Origin of the sequence: Dyella sp. AD56 (assembly GCF_002878475.1) — a bacterium.
GTDB lineage: Bacteria > Pseudomonadota > Gammaproteobacteria > Xanthomonadales > Rhodanobacteraceae > Dyella.
In genome coordinates, this window is sequence record NZ_NRDP01000001.1 from 52,762 (window position 1) to 72,354 (window position 19,593).

General features: G+C 62.5%; 19 protein-coding genes and 1 tRNA gene. 11 read left to right on the forward strand and 9 right to left on the reverse strand.

Going from position 1 to position 19,593, the window contains the following annotated elements; all coding sequences use genetic code 11:
• Positions 1–44: 44 nt before the first annotated feature.
• The gene (gene rsmD, locus DyAD56_RS00230) at positions 45–605 is read right to left on the reverse strand and encodes a 16S rRNA (guanine(966)-N(2))-methyltransferase RsmD (RefSeq protein WP_102300739.1); all 561 of its coding nucleotides are present in this window, start codon (positions 603–605) and stop codon (positions 45–47) included.
• Positions 606–679: 74 nt separating this feature from the next.
• Between rsmD and ftsY the strand changes: the two genes are divergently transcribed.
• The 6 genes from ftsY (at position 680) to DyAD56_RS00260 (ending at position 5,557) form a co-directional block, all read left to right on the forward strand.
• A complete protein-coding gene (gene ftsY, locus DyAD56_RS00235; protein ID WP_102300740.1) occupies positions 680–1,828 on the forward strand; it encodes a signal recognition particle-docking protein FtsY in 1,149 nt (382 codons plus the stop codon).
• A 13-nt stretch (positions 1,829–1,841) separates the two neighbouring features.
• Positions 1,842–2,942, forward strand: a complete 1,101-nt coding sequence (locus DyAD56_RS00240; protein ID WP_102300741.1) for an AsmA family protein — start codon at positions 1,842–1,844, stop codon at positions 2,940–2,942.
• On the forward strand, positions 2,939–3,970 hold the full coding sequence (mutY, locus tag DyAD56_RS00245; protein ID WP_102300742.1) for an A/G-specific adenine glycosylase: 1,032 nt from the start codon (positions 2,939–2,941) through the stop codon (positions 3,968–3,970). The genes DyAD56_RS00240 and mutY overlap by 4 nt, the downstream gene beginning before the upstream one ends.
• A 22-nt stretch (positions 3,971–3,992) precedes the next feature.
• Entirely contained in the window at positions 3,993–4,271 is a 279-nt protein-coding gene (locus DyAD56_RS00250) for an oxidative damage protection protein (protein ID WP_102300743.1), read from the forward strand.
• A 66-nt stretch (positions 4,272–4,337) separates the two neighbouring features.
• Positions 4,338–4,413, forward strand: a tRNA-Phe gene (locus DyAD56_RS00255).
• Between the two features lie 679 nt (positions 4,414–5,092).
• The gene (locus DyAD56_RS00260) at positions 5,093–5,557 is read left to right on the forward strand and encodes a hypothetical protein (RefSeq protein ID WP_233202230.1); all 465 of its coding nucleotides are present in this window, start codon (positions 5,093–5,095) and stop codon (positions 5,555–5,557) included.
• 27 nt (positions 5,558–5,584) lie between these two features.
• Here DyAD56_RS00260 and DyAD56_RS00265 read toward each other — a convergent pair whose 3' ends face one another.
• The 4 genes from DyAD56_RS00265 to DyAD56_RS00280 all read right to left on the reverse strand — a co-directional run bounded on the left by DyAD56_RS00265 (position 5,585) and on the right by DyAD56_RS00280 (position 9,748).
• Entirely contained in the window at positions 5,585–7,186 is a 1,602-nt protein-coding gene (locus DyAD56_RS00265) for an MASE1 domain-containing protein (RefSeq protein WP_102300744.1), read from the reverse strand.
• Positions 7,187–7,451: 265 nt separating this feature from the next.
• Positions 7,452–7,916, reverse strand: coding sequence for a host attachment protein (locus tag DyAD56_RS00270; RefSeq protein ID WP_158241218.1), 465 nt, complete (start codon positions 7,914–7,916; stop codon positions 7,452–7,454).
• Between the two features lie 201 nt (positions 7,917–8,117).
• Positions 8,118–8,825 (reverse strand): DUF1045 domain-containing protein, encoded by a 708-nt coding sequence (locus DyAD56_RS00275; RefSeq protein ID WP_158241219.1) that lies wholly within the window; start codon positions 8,823–8,825, stop codon positions 8,118–8,120.
• A 494-nt stretch (positions 8,826–9,319) separates the two neighbouring features.
• Positions 9,320–9,748, reverse strand: coding sequence for a phasin family protein (locus tag DyAD56_RS00280; protein ID WP_102300747.1), 429 nt, complete (start codon positions 9,746–9,748; stop codon positions 9,320–9,322).
• 248 nt (positions 9,749–9,996) lie between these two features.
• Between DyAD56_RS00280 and DyAD56_RS00285 the strand changes: the two genes are divergently transcribed.
• The gene (locus DyAD56_RS00285; RefSeq protein ID WP_102300748.1) at positions 9,997–10,419 is read left to right on the forward strand and encodes a PepSY domain-containing protein; all 423 of its coding nucleotides are present in this window, start codon (positions 9,997–9,999) and stop codon (positions 10,417–10,419) included.
• A 107-nt stretch (positions 10,420–10,526) separates the two neighbouring features.
• On the opposite strand, the gene DyAD56_RS00290 is transcribed toward DyAD56_RS00285, so the two are convergent.
• Positions 10,527–10,919: an HU family DNA-binding protein gene (locus tag DyAD56_RS00290; RefSeq protein ID WP_102300749.1), complete on the reverse strand. Its 393-nt coding sequence runs from the start codon at positions 10,917–10,919 to the stop codon at positions 10,527–10,529.
• Between the two features lie 293 nt (positions 10,920–11,212).
• Here DyAD56_RS00290 and DyAD56_RS00300 point away from each other — a divergent pair, with 293 nt between their 5' ends.
• The 3 genes from DyAD56_RS00300 to DyAD56_RS00310 all read left to right on the forward strand — a co-directional run bounded on the left by DyAD56_RS00300 (position 11,213) and on the right by DyAD56_RS00310 (position 15,580).
• On the forward strand, positions 11,213–12,874 hold the full coding sequence (locus tag DyAD56_RS00300) for a M28 family metallopeptidase (RefSeq protein WP_102300751.1): 1,662 nt from the start codon (positions 11,213–11,215) through the stop codon (positions 12,872–12,874).
• 86 nt (positions 12,875–12,960) lie between these two features.
• A complete protein-coding gene (locus DyAD56_RS00305; protein WP_102300752.1) occupies positions 12,961–15,120 on the forward strand; it encodes a hypothetical protein in 2,160 nt (719 codons plus the stop codon).
• Between the two features lie 202 nt (positions 15,121–15,322).
• Positions 15,323–15,580, forward strand: a complete 258-nt coding sequence (locus DyAD56_RS00310; RefSeq protein ID WP_102300753.1) for a hypothetical protein — start codon at positions 15,323–15,325, stop codon at positions 15,578–15,580.
• Positions 15,581–15,608: 28 nt separating this feature from the next.
• Here the strand turns inward: DyAD56_RS00310 and recQ are convergent, their stop codons facing one another.
• Entirely contained in the window at positions 15,609–17,423 is a 1,815-nt protein-coding gene (gene recQ / locus DyAD56_RS00315; protein ID WP_102300754.1) for a DNA helicase RecQ, read from the reverse strand.
• 127 nt (positions 17,424–17,550) lie between these two features.
• Positions 17,551–17,889, reverse strand: coding sequence for an MGMT family protein (locus DyAD56_RS00320; protein WP_102301071.1), 339 nt, complete (start codon positions 17,887–17,889; stop codon positions 17,551–17,553).
• A gap of 87 nt (positions 17,890–17,976) precedes the next feature.
• Between DyAD56_RS00320 and DyAD56_RS00325 the strand changes: the two genes are divergently transcribed.
• Positions 17,977–18,381: a hypothetical protein gene (locus DyAD56_RS00325; protein ID WP_102300755.1), complete on the forward strand. Its 405-nt coding sequence runs from the start codon at positions 17,977–17,979 to the stop codon at positions 18,379–18,381.
• A gap of 46 nt (positions 18,382–18,427) precedes the next feature.
• On the opposite strand, the gene DyAD56_RS00330 is transcribed toward DyAD56_RS00325, so the two are convergent.
• Positions 18,428–19,549, reverse strand: a complete 1,122-nt coding sequence (locus DyAD56_RS00330; protein WP_199178848.1) for an inorganic phosphate transporter — start codon at positions 19,547–19,549, stop codon at positions 18,428–18,430.
• Between the last annotated feature and the right edge of the window lie 44 nt (positions 19,550–19,593).

A 19,593-nucleotide genomic window follows, 5' to 3' on the forward strand; every position in this document is an offset into this window, starting at 1 on the left:
CCCGCCTAGAGTCTGTAAACGTTGCCCCTATCCATACGCGACGGTCAGGAAGTCCGGCGATAGAGCGCGTAACGCACGTCGCCAGCCGCCCCCTCCCGGTGCGGCACCCATGGGGCCGGCAGCGAGAGCACCGCCTGACGGGGCGATTCCACGTAAATCCACGCCGACGGCGTAAGCCAGCCGCCCTCCTCCAGCCGTCGCGCCAGCGATGTCCACAGATCGAGTGCAAACGGTGGATCGAGGAACACCAACCCAAACGGTTGGGCCGACCCTTGCAGGTAGGCCTGAGCATCGATCGCGGCCACCTGTCCACCCTCCACTTTCAACCGGACTAGGTTGGCCCGCAAAGCTTGCGCCACCTTGGCATCGCGCTCAACGAACTGCACACCAGCAGCACCGCGAGAAAGCGCCTCGATACCCAGCGCGCCGGTACCCGCGCACAGATCCAGGCACCGCGCACCGGCAATCACCGGAGCCAGCCAGTTGAACAGAGTCTCGCGCACGCGCTCAGGCGTGGGCCGCAAGCCGGGGAGATCGGGAACATCGAGGCGCGAATTGCGCAAGTGTCCGCCGATAATGCGGACGCGTCCGGACGCCGCCTTCATCGACAGCAGGACTCAGCAGTGAGTTTGGGTGGGGGTGGTAGCATGCCGGCCATTGTCTTTGAATCGCCGCCGCAATGCTCAAGTTCTGGAAGAAGAAACCCGCCGAGACCCCACCGGGCCAGCCGACCGCACCTGCGGCGGAGAGCGCCCCAGCTGCGGGTTTTGCGCACGACACGGATGCCACTTCGCTTGATCATGCCGGTCCCGTACTGGACGAAGCGCTGACCGAAGCCCCGACCGCCCCCGAGGAGCTGGCCGAGGACGAAGCCACCGAACTTGCCGCCGTAGCCGAGGCGGCCGCACCGTCCAAGCGTAGCTGGCGTGAGCGCCTGTCCGGCAGCGCGTTCGCACGCGGACTGTCCTCGCTATTCACGCGTCACCCCAAGCTCGACGACGATCTGCTGGACGAGCTTGAAACCACACTCATCACCGCCGACGTAGGTGTCGAGGCCAGCACGGCGCTGGTGGAAGACCTGCGCAAGCGCATGCACAAGCGCGAATTCGCCGACGCCGGTGCGCTGCTGACCGCTCTGCGCCAAGAGCTGATCACCCTGCTTCGCCCGGTGGAAAAGCCGTTGGCCGTGGATGGCGTCAAGCCATTCGTGATCCTCACCGTGGGCATCAACGGCGTTGGCAAGACCACCACCATCGGCAAGCTTGCTCGTCGCTATCGCGACGAAGGACATCAGGTTCTGCTCGCCGCGGGTGATACCTTCCGCGCCGCTGCGGTCGAACAGCTCAAGACCTGGGGCGCGCGCAACGACGTGCCGGTGATTTCGCAGGGTCAGGATGCCGACTCTGCCAGCGTGATCTTCGATGCGCTCCAGGCCGCTCGCTCGCGCAATGCCGACGTATTGATCGCCGACACCGCCGGCCGCCTGCACACGCAGGGTGGTCTGATGGACGAGCTGGGCAAGATCGCTCGCGTGCTCAAGAAGCTCGACGCTGACGCACCGCACGAGGTGCTGATGGTCATCGACGGCAACACCGGCCAGAACGCTGTGAGCCAGGTGCGTCAGTTCCGCCAGATCGTGGGCGTGAGCGGCCTGGTCGTTACCAAACTCGACGGCACGGCCAAGGGTGGTGTGGTGTTCGCACTGGCACGTGAGTTCGGCCTGCCGATCCGCTACGTGGGCCTCGGCGAAGCCGCGACGGATCTGCGCGTGTTCGACGCCGAGGCTTATGTCGATGGCCTGCTTCCCGCCTCGCTGAGCCAGGGCTGAGGGGAGCCGACCGGTGCCGCGCTGGCTCCGCCTCTCCTTGATTATTCTGAGCAGCGCTACGCTGCTGCTTGTTGCTGTCGCACTCATTGCAGTGCACGTGCTGCTCCAGCCGGAGCGCATTACGGCCATGCTGCAGAAGCAGGCCCGCGACGCCGGCCTTGAGCTGAGCCTGGCCAGTCCCGCCACGCCGGCACTGTTCCCTCGCCCAGCATTAGAACTGGAAGGCATCACGCTGAGCGCGCAGAACGCGAACATGCCGATCCTGCTCGCCGCGCGTGGCACGCTCGCCTTGCCATGGCGCACGCTGGTCCATGGAGACACGGTGATCTCACAGATGCGGATCGACTCGCCACGCGTGGATCTGGACGCATTGCAATCCTGGCTGGACGACCTGCCTTCCGGACCGGCATCCGCGCCCTCCTCCATTCCCAGCATCGACGCAGGCATACACATCACGCGCGGTAGCCTCGTGCGCGGCAACCAGATGCTGCTGGGTGACGTGGAACTGGACGCAGGGCGCCTTGCTGCCAACCATCCCTTCCCGCTCACCATCACGGCGAAGGACGCACAGGGCATACCCACACAGTTGCGTCTGTCGGTCACGCCCAGCATCAAGGGCGGCACGCTCTTGCTGGATAACATCGGACTCACTCTTACGCACAGCACTGCGCTGACGCTGCGTCTCATCGGCAGCGCACGCTGGCATGGCGCGGCGGATGCTTCAGCACAGTTGGTCGGCAAGCTCGATCACGCGGATACGGAGCAATACAACGTATCCGTCGCATTGACGCCCGCCGACCAGAGCAACCCGCTGATGCTCGCGGTGAAACTCGATGGCCCTGAAAACCACGCCGATCTGCAGATTCCCCCCCTGGCCCTGGCCGCATGGTGGTCGCAACTGGATCACGACGACGGCCCACGCCTTGCCGTACCTCCCGGCAACGGTCACGCCGAAATCGCCAACATCGATACCGGCGGCGTCAGTATCGAAGGTCTCACCATCCAGGCCGGCACCAATGTGCCAGCCTCCTCGTCCAGCGCACCGCCACCCGCCCAGCCGGCCAGCGCCAAACCCGCGCCATCCAAAACCGCGCCCGCACGCAAGTCGCCATGAATCCATTTGCTACCGCACTCCTGGCCTGGTTCGACGAACACGGCCGCAGGGATCTGCCTTGGCAGCATCCGCGCGACGCGTATCGCGTGTGGCTGTCGGAGGTGATGCTGCAGCAGACGCAGGTGGTAACGGTCATTCCGTATTTCCAGCGCTTCGTCACTGCGTTGCCGACGCTACGTGATCTTGCCGCTGCCGAGGAAGACACTGTACTCGCGCTGTGGTCGGGTCTCGGCTACTACCGCCGTGCGCGATTCCTGCAACGCGCGGCGCAGATCTGCGTAGAAAAACACCACGGAGAATTGCCGCGTGATTTCGAAGCGTTGGCGGATCTCCCGGGCATCGGCCGCTCGACAGCGGGAGCGATTCTTGCGCAGGCACACGGACTGCGCTTTCCCATCCTCGATGGAAACGTGAAGCGCGTCCTTACCCGATATCTCGGCATTCATGGACATCCCGGACAAAGCGCCGTGGAAAAAGTGCTTTGGCAGCATGCCGACGCACTGACTCCCGCCGAGCGCACGGCCGACTACACGCAAGCCATCATGGATCTTGGCGCTACGCTATGCGTGCGCTCAAAACCGCAATGCGATGCCTGCCCACTCGCGAGCGATTGCGTTGCCAAGCGGGACGACCTTACCGCTCAATTGCCCACCGCCAAACCCAGCAAAACAGTGCCTACGCGTGCCACGGTGATGCTGATCCTGCGCGACGCCCAAGGACGCGTACTGCTCGAGCGACGTGGCCCGCAAGGCGTATGGTCGGGCCTGTGGAGCCTTCCGGAAGCGAGCGACCACGACCACGCCTGGCGCGCTGCCGAGTCGCTCGCGAAGATCGACGATGCGCAATCGCTGCCGCCCTTCGTCCACATCTTTAGCCACTACCGCCTCAACGTCGAACCCTTGCTGTTCGACGAGGCGACAGCACACCAGCGCATAGCCGATAATTCCAGCCTGCGCTGGTGCAGCGCCAGCGACCGAGTCGCACTTGGCTTACCCGCTCCCGTTCGCACGCTGCTACAGAATCTATGAACCCAACCATGAGCCGTATCGCATGAGTCGTATCGTTCACTGCGCCAAGCTCGGCCACGATGCCGAAGGCCTGGACTTCGCCCCCTGGCCCGGTCCGCTGGGGCAACGTATCTACGCCGAAATATCCAAGGAAGCGTGGCAGCAATGGCTAGCCCACCAGACCATGCTGCTCAATGAGTACCGCCTCAATCCGCTGGAACCCAAGGCGCGCCAGTTTCTGAGCGCCGAAATGGAGAAATTCCTGTTTGGCGGTGACGTGATACAGCCGGAAGGCTATGTCGCCCCGGGTACGGAGTCTTGACGAATCGGCCTGCTTCCGATTTAATACGCGGCTCCACGCAGCATCTCTGATGCTTGCAGGCATTTCGGCCGGGTAGCTCAGTTGGTAGAGCAGGGGATTGAAAATCCCCGTGTCGGCGGTTCGATTCCGTCCCCGGCCACCATGTTTTCAAGAGCCCGCTTCGCAAGAAGCGGGCTTTCTTGTTTTGCACGAACGAATCACACCCACGTCCTTATGCGCAGGCTGCCTCCCTCTGCATTCGTCATGCCTTCTCGCCTTGTCGAGCAAGCACTTCGCTCTGAAGGTCTGGAGAAAATCGGTCGCTAATATCCAATGTATCCATTCAAAGCCAAGCAGGGTTTTGGAGTGCAATGGGATTTTGCAGCCGGATACTTTCACTCGAAAGAAATATCCCCGCGACCGATATCCACTCGCGCCAACATGCGTGAGCGAAATAGCATTCACCTGCACCTGGTCGTTAATCAACACACGGCATAGCGTGTAGTACAACCTCCGAAAACCCGAGCCTTCATATCTGGTACGCCTGCGTGATCCGCTTCTTGCCACCACGCCACTTCATATATCTCTTCAACCGTCTTTCCAGACATGCGCCCCCAATATCCATGGACCCCGATGCCAAGGGTAAATCGATAAACCAGACACCCTTTTCATTAGCAGTTTTTGTCAAAGCCAGTGCTTGGCATAAATCGCAATTTTTGTTTACGCGTTTCCGGCAAATGGGGCCCTTTTTAGGCCACCAGTCACAAGGTCTGTGACGAAGTTGGTGATACATTCGAGCCGATGCTCAATACCTGAGCACATCACCAGCAAAGGGGTCCGTTATGTTGAAAGCCCTCTCGTCCCGCGCATGCCTTTTTGGCGTGCTGGCTCTCGCCTTGTCGGGGGCCGCCTTCGCCGACCAGCCGCCCGCTTCCGGCCTTGGCCAATCCTGGCCGAACGCTTCGGACGTCAGCAGCAGTCCCAGCTTCCATGCCTACACTTTTACGCTCGGCGGCATTCAGTTCGTCCAGATCAACGACCTGAACGGCAACGTGCTCGGCGCCGTGGGCTCGGCAAACGGACAGTTCATCACCTTGCCGGTCGGCCTTTTCTCGCAACTGGTCGCCACTCCGCAGCAGGCTCCTGCTGTGTCGACCACAGCAACGCCGACCAGCACACCCACGACGGTGTATCAGGACAGTGCGACGACGGTGACGGCCACCCCATTGAGCGATGGCACGATGCAACTCAGGGCAGCCGCCGCTTGCTCGGGCGATCCGGCAACATGCAGCACGCACATCCAGTAAGCAGCAGGAACAACGATCAGCGGCGCATCAAACGCCGCTGATCGTGATCGGGTCGAGCAGCAGCAGGCTGATGCGGCGCCCATTGGCGAGCAGGTGCTCACGCGCGTCACCTTCAAAGGTCATCGCACGATCACGGATGCCGGACCACCCCATGCCGCTGGTGGATCGCATCACACGCGGAAGAAGTTCATCCCAGCGTACATGGGAAGCCGCTTCGGCCCGGTCACGGAGATTGATGCTCACTAGCGCCCAGCGTCGGCCGGCCTTTTCGCCACAACGGACGCGCACGGCAATCTCACTGATGTTTCGCTTGGTGCAGGCATCAGCCACCACCTCGACGACCAGGCGATAGATCGCCAAGTGCAGCGTTTGCGACAACCGGCTTAATGGGCCACGCAGATCACACCCATAACCCACACCGGTTTCGTCAAGCGCACGAGGGATGGCACCCTCGCGGAGCGCCGCAGGCAAACCACGTTCACGCCAGGACACCGGATAGAGGCTATCCGCCAAGCGGAACAGCTGGTCTTGCGCGACCAGGGCCTGACGGTGATAGCTGCGGTCCTCGATCGTCGGCTGCAAGTGACGGATCCGCGACATCATCATCGCGAAGCTGGCCTGGACAGTCTCGCGAATCTGCTCAAGCGCCAGCGATGTCGTGCGCAACTGCATCTCGCCAATGTGGACGTTGCGCTGAGCAAGCGCCAGCGCCATGCGGACGTCCATACGCTCTTGTTCGGCATGCTGATTCAGGGCGCCAATGCGCGCTCCCAGCAGCAACATGGACGAAATGGCGAAGGCGACGATGGCCTCTGCCTGCATGGTCTGCTGGTCGTAGGTGGCCGGCATCAGCGCCATCACGGCCAAGCTGGCCGCGGTACCGCCGATCGCCGCTCCTTGCCAGCCGTGGCGCATGGCCAGCCAGACAATGGGAAGGAACATGGCGACCTGCGCGATCTGACGAACATGGGCGGACTCCAGTCCGATCCACACCAGCAACACCAGCGCAGGGACAACCAAGAAAATACTGTCGAGCACCGCGCGGTTATCGAGCAAACGTGCCCCCAGCTCGCGCCAGCCAGCACCCTTGAACAATTGATAGGCGAACAACACGGTGGGCGTCACTGCAAGAATGCCCAGGTAATTGCCTAGCACCCATTCAACGCCCAGCTTGTCGAAATGCGCGACATAGCCCGGCGGCAAGTGCATGACCATCATGGACGCAATGTTGTAGCCCGTCATGAGAAATGACAGCACTAACGCACAGCCGAGCAAAGCGCCCATGTTCAGTGCGTGGCGCGAGATCATGATCGGCCAGCGCTCGCGCACCAACCACACGACAGGCGCCATAATCACAATGGCAGGAATGACATTGAAGATCGCCCAGGGAATTCCCCAACCCCATTGGTTGACGCACTCGATAGTAACGGGGACCAGTACCGCCACTTCACCCGCCACCAACACCGGCCAATCGCGATAACGCGTGAGCAAGAGCACGGTGAAATGCACGCCGGTCAGCAACACGAAGTGTGTGATCGCAACCTGGCGAACCAGATAGATCAGCACCCCATACGAAACAGCCATACCGATGCGGCGGAACCACGGATGAGTCCACGGTGCGTCCAGCATGGCATCCCCCTGTTTGGTATTCCCCTCGCTTGCGCCGGGCTATTGGCGCAAGCGGCCGATGACATCGGGCGGAACGTGAAGGCGAAGTAGTACGCCCCGGCTAGCTAACTGCATTATCGTAGCGCAGCCCATCACTGCAAATGTGTAATGGGTCAAACATTTCGGCATCGGGCCGTGACCATGTTCCATCCTGCTGTCGATGATCTGCAAGCGTGAAATATAACGATGCTATGGCGGCCGTTGACTCACGCATACGCGAGACGCCCTATCCGCGGGTATCCACCGACGAATAGAGGCGCTCAGGCAGATACCCCCTCACGCCAACGGCGTCCAGGTGGACCAGATTCTTGGCAACCTCCTGCAAGATCCGATCCCTTATCTGGTCATCCAGACGATCCCGAAGCGAGCCCAGGAATGCCGGCGCGGCAATCAGGATCAATGCATCGAACCGACCCTCGTTGCGCCCTTTGAGCAGGAATCTGGACAGCTCCAACGCAAAGTTACCGGTTTCCACCTCGGCCACCGTGCTGTCAGGCTCCTCAGCGTGACTCCCAGGGCCGGATCGCTCGAAGCCACGCCCCGGTCGGTCGGACACTAGATCCCGGTCGCGGAGCCTCGCCTCAGGATGAATGAACGCTTCCAATTCCTCCAATGGCCCCGTCGCCTGACGGGCTTGGAATAGCCGCGCAACACCCCGGTTGGCGACCACGATCCACACGGTCTTTTTCATGGCGCGCTCCCAGGACATGCCACCAGGAAAGCCGACCCGCTGAACCCGCCACGCCCGGAAAACTCGCGTAGCTCGATCGCTTCCAGCCTCGATTCGAGATTCCTCGCCTGCCCGTCAAGCGGGCGTGAGTCATGGTGGCGCTTCTACGGCATGTAGGTCGAACTCGCGGGTCCCGTGCCGAACTACACCCGCGTTCAACCATCAGGCAGCGGAGACCTTTTGCAGCGCGATTCGCTCCAATGGTTCAAAAGCCGCGCCCGGCGATGATTCGACGCAGAGCGTCAGTGCGTCGAGGCGGGCCGTCGGCAGCATCGACGCACGCAGCGACAGCCAGCGCTGCAGTGCTCGCTCTTCCTCCACGGAAGCCGGAGCCGACAGCGTCATGTGAAAACGATAGCGTTCAAACACGTAGGGATACCCGTAACGGCCTAGATAATGGGTTTCGATGGCATCGAGCCCAGAGGCTCGACGCTGAAAATCAGTCTCCGCCAGCGGCAACCGCAGCGGCTCGACCGCTTCAACACAAGCAGCGGCCAGTGCATTCACCGCCTTGCAGTCACTCGCGGGGCGAAGTGCCGGAAAGCCAGCAAGGCGGGCGCAACGCAGCGGCAGGTTGATCGGCGCATGCGACCGCGCAACCACCTGCAGCACCTGGCGCAAATCGTTGAGGTCGACATCGGGCGACAACGTGAACGGCGATCGCAAGGTTGCATGCCAGCCGTAACGCCGTACCTCGGTCAGCATCGCGTTCCAACGGGTAAGCGGAATGCCAGGAACGCCATGGGCGGCCAATTCTCTGCTCAACCAGTCACGCCCGAGGGCCGCCAGTGCGCTCGCCGGTGCCGGACAGAAATACACCGCGTAGCGCATCAGCAACCAGCCGCTGATGGCTGCGGCAGCTGCGCGCACGATGCATCCATGCGCCGGACAGACAAGCCCGCCACCGAGCCGCCCCAAGGCGATGCACGGCGCCATGCCCTACCCTTGTTACGCGCTCCCCGCACACCGTCTCCGTTATCGACCGACATGTTGCAGACCAGCCCCTGCTGAGCCATGGCCAGTCCACGCTTTAACCGTTCGCCACCCAAGCCCGCGACACGGCAGGCGCCATCGTCGTCGGGCGAAGTCCTCTAGCTAACTAAACCTGTGTGACAAGACGGGGAACACCGGGTTTCTTTGGAAAACCCAGATTCCATGTGTCCCTGCCCGATGGACACGATCCGGACTTGCACGGCCTCGTTACGCAAGCAGCGGCGCAGTTGAACACGGCCACCGTGGCGACTAACGCGATGGAATGTGCAGAACGGAGCGGGACGGTTCGCGAAACGACAGGGGCGAGGCAAGGCTCGCGGATAGAACGCGACGTGGCGCCCGGGACGACTCACCGGGCGCCGAAGGGCATGTCAGGTCGTCGGATGGAACTTGCCCCACGGAGACAGGATGTCCTTCCACGGCTCGGACAGGCTCATATCACCCACGCTGCCCAGCGCGCTGGCCGTGTCTTTCTGCCACGTCTGGACGGCATCCTGCAGCCCCTTGGCGAAATGCGCCTGCACGTTGGCGGCGATTTGATTGGTCACGCTGGCATCGCCCATGCGCTGCTGCAGTTGGCGCCAGAAGGTATCGGCCGGCATCGACGCCAGCGCCGCCCAATCCTGCGCTTTGATCAGGTGTTCGACCCGCGCCTGTTGTTCGGCGATACCGTCGTCCATCGCACGGGTGGACAGCTCCAGCCACTTCTTCCAGTTCTCCATCACCAACTTGTTCACGCGCAGCTGAAACTCGGTGTTGGCCTTGTACAGGCTCAACGGAAGATCGCTCGGGGTAGCCATGTCATGCCCTCTTTGGGTGATCTTTTTCGATTGCGCCGCCGCGCCCTCCGGCGACGGCCTCGCTCAGGCGCCACCGTGGCGCCAGCGGCCACTATGAACTTGACGCACGACGAAAGCATGAACCCGCCAGCCTCAACAAAACGTGTGGCCCGGCCATGCCCTGGTTCAGCCGGCGGTCCGGAAGTGTTCACCGCAAGTTGTTTTTGCGGAACCAACACTCGGACTCCCCAAGTAACGAGGTATGTCCCATGAAGAAGCTCGCTTCCCTGACCATCACCGTCGCCCTGGGTTTCACTGGTATCGCTATGGCACAGGAGGCGCTGACCGAGCATCAGGTACAAGCCCAGCTCGAACAGCAGGGCTATCGCAAGGTGCACGACCTGGCGTTCCATGAGGGCATGTGGACAGCCAAGGCTCGCAGCGCCGATGACCGAAGCGTGGATCTCCGCATCGATCCACGAACGGGCGAGGTATTTCCCGACAAGCAGGTGCCGCGTCTGAGCGAAGCGGACATCAGGGCGCAGCTGTCGACGCAGGGCTACACCCACGTGCGCGACGTCGACTACAAGAATGGCGTGTGGATGGCCAGGGCGGATAACCCGGCAGGCAAGAGCGTAGCTCTGCAATTGGATCCGCAAACGGGTCGGGTCATCGGCACCGACAGGCATTGATGCTTCGGAGGCAATCAGCCGGAAAACCCGCCGCAAATCGCTTCCCTAAAACTCAGGTGCGGCCCGAAGGCCGCACCTGACGTACAAGCTCTAGTGCAACGTCACGCTCAGAGAGCGGCGTCCTTGAGCTTCTTCAGCGCGCGGATCTTCAGCTTCACCGTGGCGGGCTTCGCAGCGAACCACTGCTCTTCCTTGGTGAAGGGGTTGACGCCCTTGCGCTTCGGCTTGGCCGGAACGTTCACGGCGGTGATCTTCAGCAGGCCCGGCAGCGTGAAGTGGCCGGCACCCTTCTTGTGCACCGAACCGGTCACGGCACCCTCGAGAGAGGCCAGCACGGCGCGCACGTCCTTGGCGACCACGCCGCTGATTTCAGCGATGTGAGCGACCAGGCCGGACTTGCCCAGTGCGTCTTTGATCGGCTTATGCACGACCGCCTTGGCGGCCTTCGGAGCTGCCTTCGGTGCGGCCTTCTTCTTTGCTACTGCTTTTGCCTTCGCCATACATTTCCCCGTGGTAATCGATATGAGGTGGTGTTTGATGCCTCTCGGCATGCGGAATGTATGGCATGCCAGCCCGTTACGCCAAGCTGCAAGACGGAAAAAATGCAGTTTTTTTTTAAATTTGGCCTCAACGGGGTGAAGAAAGTCACGATCAAGGCCATCGGAGGCCTGTTTTTGAGGGTTTTTCTTAAGCACCTCAAACCATCCGCCTCTCGCGCTCCCATGACCAGCTATGGACCGACGGCCGCGGCCGTCTCTACTATCGAGACTCGTTTCCACGCTAGGTGTTGTCCATGAAGCGATTGGCCCTATCCCTGCTCGCCCTGTCCGTGACGTCGGCCCTGTTCGCCGCCGACGCACCGACTACCCCGACGATTGACCCGCATCGCCTCTCGGAGGACGTCAAGACGCTTTCGTCCGACGCCTTCGAAGGACGCGGCCCGGCCACGCCGGCCGAAACCAAGACCATCGACTACGTCATCGCCCAGTTCAAGGCGGCCGGCGTACAGCCGGGTGGTGATCTGAAGAACGGCAAGCGTGAATGGACGCAGGCGGTGCCGTTGCTGCAATCGGACATCGCCGGTACGCCGTCGCTGTCGTTCACCGTCAACGGCAAGAACGAGCCGCTGACGCAGGGCAAGGAAATCGCCATACGCTCGGCGCTTGATGGCTCCAAGGCCGTGGCGATCAAAGACGCCCCGCTGGTGTTTGTCGGCTACGGCGTCAAGGCGCCGGAGCGCAATTGGGACGACTTCAAGGGCGTAGACCTGCACGGCAAGATCGCCGTGGTGCTGATCAACGACCCGGACTTCGAAACCGGCGTGGGCGACTTCGGCGGCAAGGCCATGACCTACTACGGCCGCTGGACCTACAAGTACGAAGAAGCCGCACGCCAGGGCGCTGCCGGCATGCTGATCATTCACGAGACCGCGCCGGCCTCCTACGGCTGGGCAACGGTGGCCAACTCCAACACCAACACCCAGTTCGACGTGGTGCGCGACCATCCCGCCAGCGTGCATACGCCGGTTGAAGCATGGATCCAGCGTGACGTGGCGGTGGATCTATTCAAGTCCGCCGGCCTGGATTTCGAGGCACTGAAGAAGCAGGCGCAGACGCGCGAGTTCAAGCCGGTGGTGCTGAAGGGCGAGACCTTCTCGGCCAACTACAAAATCAACGCCAAGGTCATCACCTCGCACAACATCGTGGCGCGTATCGAAGGCACCAAGCGCCCGAACGAGACGGTGATCTATAGCGCGCACTGGGATCACCTTGGCATCGGCGCGCCCGACGCCAAGGGCGACAAGATTTACAACGGCGCCGTGGACAACGCGACCGGCACTGCCGGGCTGATCGAACTGGCCCGCGCCTTCGCCAGCCAGCCCAAGCCCGAACGTTCGGTGGTGTTCCTCAACGTCACCGCCGAGGAGAAGGGTCTGCTGGGCTCGGAGTACTACGCCTCCAAACCGCTCTACCCGCTCGCCACCACCGTGGCCGACATCAACATGGATGCGCTCGACCCGCACGGCCCGGCGCGCAACTTCACCATTTCCGGCAGCGCCAAGCTCGACCTGCTCGACGAACTGACCACCACCGCCAAGCAGTGGAACCTGGTGTACTCGCCGGATCCGAAGCCGGAAGCCGGTCACTTCTTCCGCTCCGATCACTTCTCCTTCGCCAAGCGCGGCGTGCCGGCGATCTCGTTCGGCTCGGGCAATGACTGGGAGGATGGCGGCCTCGCAGCCGGCAAGGCCGCCGAGGATGAGTACGTCGCCAAGCACTACCACCAGCCGTCGGACGAGTGGCAGGCCGATTGGCCGTTCACCGGCATGGCCCGCGACCTGCAGATCCTCTACAAGCTCGGCAGCGACCTGGCCAATTCCGACACCTGGCCGGATTGGAGCAAGGATTCCGAGTTCCGCGCCACCCGCGACGCCACGGCTGCGCAGCGCAAGTAACATAGCCCGCAAGGGACTATCGCGACGGCCCGCAGCGATGCGGGCCGTTCGCGTTTCAGGAAGCCACGGATTAGGAGCTCGGAACGATGAAGCGCATGGCAAGGACGCTGGCTGGGCTGTTTGCGATGGCCGCTGCACACGAGGCTGTTGCAGCCACCGCGCCGCAAACAACCGTGGAAGGCCTGCACTGGCGCATCGCACCGGCCGCTGACTTCAGCGACAACGCCACGGTCGCCGCGCGGCGGAAAGAACAGATTCTGGTGTGGGACAGCGCCAAAGACACCCGGGTCGCCGGTGAGGTTCTGCTGCGGGTCGACGCCCCTTACGACAGCGTCCAGCCCATCGTGCAACGGGCGCTGAGTTCGTTTGGCACGTTCACCGCGGAAGCCGAAAACGGCCCCCTCGCCTACTTGCCCGAAGGCTGGGATCGGGTGCTGTTGTCACGCCGCCCGGATCTGCGCGACGCCCTGGTGGATCACTTCACGTTGCCTCGCCTGCAACTCGCGGTATCGCAAGGAGTCATCACGCCGGCAGAAATGACTCAACGGCTTGCACAAGAGCGTGCCCGCGTGGATTCCGTGCCGCAGAACCGCATGAGCCTCGATGTATTTCGCGTCACCTACGCCAGCTGGTATGCCACGCTGAAGCGCAGCCGCGTCTTATCCGACAAACACGACAGCACGCTGACCATCAGGCTCTTGGATGTCACTGCGATGTTCGGGCACCCGGCCACCGTGGTGGATATCTCTCGCGACGACAACTATCCCAATCCGAATGCAGGCCTGTTCAAGCAACTGGCCAACTTCAACGTGCTGAGTTCACCACCGGCCCGCGTCGTCAGCGACGGCATCGTACCCGCGCCAGTTTTCCTCGCCGTGCGCGATGCCCTGGCGAGCCTTCCCAACAACATGGAGATCGCGAGCACACCGCTGGCATGGGTGAAGCCCGTCGAGCCATCCGACGCAGTACCGCCTCTGGTGCTCCGCGCCCCAACCACCGACGGCCCGATCATCAAGGCACAGGCGATACGTTGGGACACGCTGGTCACCGGCCCACGCTCGCTGCTCTACCCCCACGACCTGCTGACGCTGCCCGATGGCGACCTGCTCGTGAGTGCACAAATGTCCGACGACAGCGGCTGGTGGCAGCATGTATGGCGTTTTCACGAGGCGAACGGCGAATGGAAAGTCGAGAACGTCTGGCGTGGCGCCGAGGGGACAAACCGCCTCTCACTCAGCGCCGATGGACGCACGGCCTGGTTCGACGGCGCCGCTGAAAGCAACACACCTCGCGCGCTGATCGCCTATGACGTCGACGCGCATCGCCTCATCCGCCACACGGTGAACTGGAGCGGCATCGAGCGCAGTGATCTGCAGAACCCTCGCTGGGAATTGGCGGGCGATCAACTGCCAACCTTTTTTCGCCATGACTACGACAGCCTTATCGGCGGCGCAGGCGACGACAAGAACAAACTCGGGCACGAGTACTTCACCGTCATGCGACCGGACACGCCGCCATCGTCCACCGACGATACGTGGCCCTTCCACACTGCCTTTGCGTCGGCACGCCAGTCGATGATGAGCGTGCGCATGAAGGGCAACACGCTGATCTGGCCGGTCCGCTGGCGCGATGCCAAGGTTTTCTGGGTGGAAGATCAGCCAGGCATAGCCGAACTCGATGCATCGACCGGCCGCGTACTGCGCGCACTGGCGCTGCCACAGCGGTTCGGTACGCCCGATCCCCAGGACGCCACCGGCGTCGCTCAATGGGTACCCACGCCCTTAGGCTCCCCCGAAGCCGGCTGGATCGCCACGGGCTTCGTCCTGACGCCGGACGATGACAGTCAGCTGCCATCGTCGCTGCACGGCACCGTGGCGCCCCATGGCCGCATCGTCGGCATGCACGTTGTCGACCTCAACGACGGCCACGTGCTGTCTGCATTGCTCGGCCCCATGGATGTGCTGGCCGCGGCGGCGCGGTCTGCCCACGGGCGATACCTAGTGCTCGGCTCCAACGGCCCCAGGCATAGCGGCCCCCGCCTGGCGATGTGGGATATCGCGCAGGCACGGACGCCCGCTCAGCTCGATGCATCACCCTCGAAAAGCAATGTGCACGCCTTGGCGTTCTCGTGGCAGGGAGGCGACGTTTGGGCCTTGGGCGATCGTGAGCTCTTTCGATGGCACCTGCCCGATGCGCTTCGCGATTCCGCGTCGCCCGGCAGCTTTCCGGACCAGTCGCGCCCATGAAATGACCCGCCTGACGCAAGCCACGCAAACTCATGAAGATTTTTGCCCGCGATGAACCGCGTTTTCACGCGCTGATGATATAGGTGACAAGCGCCATGGAAACGCAGCATGGCCGCCACAGAACCGTCGCGACGGAATCACAGAGGAGTCATCCGCCGCAGGCAGGCTATGCAGCATCTGTCGAAAGAAGATTGTCCGTCCCATGCTGGCGCAATACGTTCATCCGTCGAAATCCGGCCTGTTCCGCATCATTCGCCACGGCCGCCAGTGGCGAGCCCTATGCCAAGAACAGGAAATCGGCCGCCACGAAACCGCCGAAGCCGCCCTGATCGCCACACGCATGGCTTGCCCGCAGGCACGCCTGCCGGGCGAACTGGCGCAGTGGCGCTTCATCCCGGAACTCGCCTTGGCACATTCGCGTGTGTCGGCTGAAGGAACGCATTGGCAGCTGGCAGGCTGAGCCGCCATGACCCACAAAGGTGGAGCGCTCACTCCTGCGCGTTGATCACCGCCAAGAAGTCCCGCCCATAGCGCTTTAGCTTGGCCTCGCCTACGCCACTGATCGATGCCAGTTCCGTCTCGTTCGAAGGCAAGGCGCGCAGCATCGCGAGCAAGGTCGCATCATGGAAAATCACATACGGCGGCACGCCGTGCTGCTTGGCCAACTGTGTACGCAACTTTTTCAGCTCGTCCCACAGCGGCTGTTCGTAAGCCTCCACACCCAAGCTGCTACCCGTGACTACCTTGCTGTCCCGGCGCTTGCGTGATGCCCTTGTGGGTGTGGCATCTTCACGCAGCCGGACCTGACGGTTGCCCACCAGCACGTCGCGGCTCGTCTTGGTCAGACGCAGCGTGCCGAAGCCTTCGGCATCCGCTTCGAGCAAACCCATGGCCAGCAGTTGCCGGAATACCGAGCGCCATTGCTTTTCGTCCATATCGGCGCCGATGCCGAAAGTGGACAGGCGGTCATGGCCCAACTCGCCCATACGGCTGCTGTCATCGCCACGAAGAATGCCGATGACATGCCCCGAGCCGAAGCGCTGCCCGCTGCGATAGACGGCGGAAAGCGCCTTCTGCGCGGGCACGGTCGCATCCCAGGTCTTGGGTGGTTCAACGCAGTTGTCGCAACTACCGCACGGCCCGTGGAACGACTCGCCAAAGGCAGCGAGCAACAGTTCGCGGCGACATTGCGTGGTCTCCGCATAAGCCAACTGCGCTTCCAGTTTCTGGCGCTCGACGCGCTTGCGCTCATCGGCCGACTCGGACTGGGCAATCATCTGACTCATCGTCACCACGTCCGACAGACCGTAGATCATCCAGGCGTCGGATGGCAGGCCATCGCGACCCGCGCGCCCGGTTTCCTGATAATAGCCTTCCATGCTTCGAGGCAGGTCGAGATGCGCCACGAAACGCACGTCAGGCTTGTCGATACCCATGCCAAACGCCACCGTGGCCACCATCACCACGCCGTCCTCGCGCAGGAAACGGCGCTGGTTGGCATTGCGCGTGGCAGCGTCGAGTCCAGCGTGGTACGGCAACGCCTCGATACCGGCTTCAGACAGCCACGCAGCCGTTTCGTCCACCTTGCGGCGACTGAGTGCGTACACGATGCCGGTCTCGCCACGATGCCGCTCAAGGAACTCCATCAGCTGACGACGCGCGTTGTGGCGCTGCCCGACCTGGTAACGGATGTTCGGCCGATCAAAACTGGAAACGAACTGACGCGCCTTCTGCAAGGCGAGTCGCTCTACGATTTCCTCGCGCGTGCGCTCGTCCGCCGTCGCGGTCAACGCAATGCGCGGCACCTGAGGGAAGCGCTGGTGCAACACCGCCAACTCTCGATATTCAGGCCGGAAGTCGTGTCCCCATTGGGAAACGCAGTGCGCTTCGTCGATCGCGAACAGCGCCACTTCCGTGCGTTCAAGCAGGCCCAGGAAGCGTGAGCTAAGCAGGCGCTCCGGGGCGACATAAAGCAGGTTCAGTTCGCCCTCGAGCAGGCGACGCTCTACTTCCCGCTGGTCATCCGCACTCAGGCTCGAGTTGAGATAGGCCGCGGCGACGCCCGCTTCGCGCAATGCATCCACCTGGTCCTGCATCAGCGCGATCAAGGGCGACACCACAATGCCCGTGCCCTGCCGTACAAGAGCGGGAATCTGGTAGCAGAGCGACTTGCCGCCACCCGTGGGCATGAGCACCAGCGCGTCCCCGCCATCGATCAACTGGTCGACGATGGCCTGCTGCTGATCGCGGAACTGGGTGTAGCCAAAAACGCTGTGAAGAATATCTAGGGGCGAGGGAAGCATCGGTGAATGCTAGCAAATGTCCCTTGCCACCAAGAGCCTGTTCAATGTCGGATGCGTCGCACAGCCTGAGGTTCTCGGCCCGACCGCGTTCATAACATCCACAAAACGGGTGTGGCCTACCTTTCCCTCAGCCCGGCATACCCCAGAGCGCGCGATCGAGGTCCGCGTCCAGGCCGAAAGTGGCAAGCGGCACGCGACCGTTCTTAACCTCGACACCTTCCGCTTTCAAACGCCGGCTTTGTTCTCGAAAACCCCGGCTTCCCGCCGGAAACGCGATCTGCCCGCTGGAGCGGATCACGCGAAACCACGGAAGCTCCATACCTTCGGGTACTTCACCCAAGGCCCGACCGACCAGCCTGGCCCGCCCTGGCAAGCCCGCGCGCGCGGCGATGGCGCCATAGCTGGCCACACGGCCACGTGGGATGGCGGCAATGGCCGCAAAAATGCGTGCGTGCGCTTCGTTCATGGGTTTGTCCATGATCTTCAACAGGCTCTTTACACTGGGTCGTGGCACAGTAGCGAGGCCGGATTCGCCTGCCAAGGAGATCGCACCATGCATCACTTCGAAGCCGTGCGTTCCCATATCGGCAGCATGCACGCGCTGCGCCACAACGATCCCTATCTCATCAGTTTCGACCTGAGCCTGCCGCACGACCGGCACCAGGGCATCTATCTCGCAGAACTCGAAGACGAATCGGGGCGACGCTACTTGCGCATTTCCACACCTGTCGGCCCGCTGGCAGGGGCCGATCCGCGCCGTTGTCTGCGTTTCAACTGGGAACAGCGTAAGGGGTTTCTTGCCGTGGCCGACCTGGACGGCTCACCGTACCTGCACCTGTGCGAGAACCGGCCATATGAGCTGCTGGACGTCGCGGAGCTGAAGCGACTGATCGAAGAGCTGGGTGAACTGGGGGATCAGCTGGAGCGCATCGTCGCCGCTGGCGGCGACGCGCTGTAAATCCCAGAAGCAGGAGCGCATAGGCTACGCCCCTGCCAGAGCTGGCTCAGAAGAGTGCAGACAGCCGCACCAAGCCGTAAGCCAACAGTGCAGTGATCGGTAGGGTGAGGATCCACGCCCACACCATGCGCTCCACCACCGACCAACGGATGGCGTTCCAGCGCTTGGCCGCGCCCACACCCATGATCGACGCCGACACGTTGTGCGTGGTCGATACCGGAATGCCAAAGTGCGTGGCCATAAGAATGACCGTGGCTGAGCTGGTTTCGGCTGCGAACCCGTTGATCGGATGCAGCTTCACCATGTTGTGACCCAACGTCTTGATGATGCGCCAGCCGCCGCCCGCAGTACCGGCCGCCATCGTCAATGCGCACACCACGGCCACCCACATCGGCACGTCGAAACCACCCCCTGCCGTGCCCTGAATACGCAGGAAGCCCAACCAATCGGGAATGCCTTCGAACTGCCCGGCGGCGGTAGCGCCGGCCAATGCCAGGGCGATGATGCCCATGCTCTTCTGACCGTCATTGGAGCCATGTGCCAGACCCATCGCACCTGCCGACAGAATCTGCGCCTTGCCAAAGAAACTGTTCACAAAAGGCGTGCGGCCAAAGCGGCGCAAAAACCCTACGCGACTCGCGAACCAGCTCAGCAACGCATAGAGCAAACCCATCACAGTGAAACCGATAACGAAGCCACCCAGCGGAGAAATGACCATCGGCACGATCACTTTTGGAATGACGCCCGAACCATTCCACCAATGGTCGCCGCCCTGGGACCAGATCACCGAAGCAAAGTTGTCTCCGGATGCCGCGATAGCCGCACCCACCAGCGCACCGATCAGGGCATGACTGGAACTGGACGGCAGGCCCCGCCACCACGTAATGAGGTTCCACACAGTTGCCGCAAGCAAAGCGCAAATCAGCAACTTGGGACCCGCATCGACCACATGGCTGTTGAGCAAGCCAGCCGCGATGGTCTTGGCGACAGCCGTACCCCAAAGCGCGCCGATCAGGTTGGTGATCGCCGCCATCATCACCGCCTGCCCAGGCGTCAGCACCTTGGTCGCCACGACCGTAGCGATGGAGTTGGCGGTGTCGTGGAAACCATTGATGTAGGTGAATGCCAGCGCGATCAGCACTACCGCAATGGCGAGGCCAATGCTCATGCGCGCACCTCGGCAACGGCCCGGAACGACGCCGGGCGGCACGA

What these genes read in the sequence shown, in the direction of transcription:
- rsmD (WP_102300739.1), bottom strand. Translation starts at nt 605, where the DNA reads ATGAAGGCGGCGTCCGGACGCGTCCGCATTATCGGCGGACACTTGCGC.
- ftsY (WP_102300740.1), top strand. Translation starts at nt 680, where the DNA reads ATGCTCAAGTTCTGGAAGAAGAAACCCGCCGAGACCCCACCGGGCCAG.
- mutY (WP_102300742.1), top strand. Translation starts at nt 2,939, where the DNA reads ATGAATCCATTTGCTACCGCACTCCTGGCCTGGTTCGACGAACACGGC.
- DyAD56_RS00250 (WP_102300743.1), top strand. Translation starts at nt 3,993, where the DNA reads ATGAGTCGTATCGTTCACTGCGCCAAGCTCGGCCACGATGCCGAAGGC.
- DyAD56_RS00260 (WP_233202230.1), top strand. Translation starts at nt 5,093, where the DNA reads ATGTTGAAAGCCCTCTCGTCCCGCGCATGCCTTTTTGGCGTGCTGGCT.
- DyAD56_RS00265 (WP_102300744.1), bottom strand. Translation starts at nt 7,186, where the DNA reads ATGCTGGACGCACCGTGGACTCATCCGTGGTTCCGCCGCATCGGTATG.
- DyAD56_RS00270 (WP_158241218.1), bottom strand. Translation starts at nt 7,916, where the DNA reads ATGAAAAAGACCGTGTGGATCGTGGTCGCCAACCGGGGTGTTGCGCGG.
- DyAD56_RS00280 (WP_102300747.1), bottom strand. Translation starts at nt 9,748, where the DNA reads ATGGCTACCCCGAGCGATCTTCCGTTGAGCCTGTACAAGGCCAACACC.
- DyAD56_RS00285 (WP_102300748.1), top strand. Translation starts at nt 9,997, where the DNA reads ATGAAGAAGCTCGCTTCCCTGACCATCACCGTCGCCCTGGGTTTCACT.
- DyAD56_RS00290 (WP_102300749.1), bottom strand. Translation starts at nt 10,919, where the DNA reads ATGGCGAAGGCAAAAGCAGTAGCAAAGAAGAAGGCCGCACCGAAGGCA.
- DyAD56_RS00300 (WP_102300751.1), top strand. Translation starts at nt 11,213, where the DNA reads ATGAAGCGATTGGCCCTATCCCTGCTCGCCCTGTCCGTGACGTCGGCC.
- DyAD56_RS00305 (WP_102300752.1), top strand. Translation starts at nt 12,961, where the DNA reads ATGAAGCGCATGGCAAGGACGCTGGCTGGGCTGTTTGCGATGGCCGCT.
- DyAD56_RS00310 (WP_102300753.1), top strand. Translation starts at nt 15,323, where the DNA reads ATGCTGGCGCAATACGTTCATCCGTCGAAATCCGGCCTGTTCCGCATC.
- recQ (WP_102300754.1), bottom strand. Translation starts at nt 17,423, where the DNA reads ATGCTTCCCTCGCCCCTAGATATTCTTCACAGCGTTTTTGGCTACACC.
- DyAD56_RS00320 (WP_102301071.1), bottom strand. Translation starts at nt 17,889, where the DNA reads ATGAACGAAGCGCACGCACGCATTTTTGCGGCCATTGCCGCCATCCCA.
- DyAD56_RS00325 (WP_102300755.1), top strand. Translation starts at nt 17,977, where the DNA reads ATGCATCACTTCGAAGCCGTGCGTTCCCATATCGGCAGCATGCACGCG.
- DyAD56_RS00330 (WP_199178848.1), bottom strand. Translation starts at nt 19,549, where the DNA reads ATGAGCATTGGCCTCGCCATTGCGGTAGTGCTGATCGCGCTGGCATTC.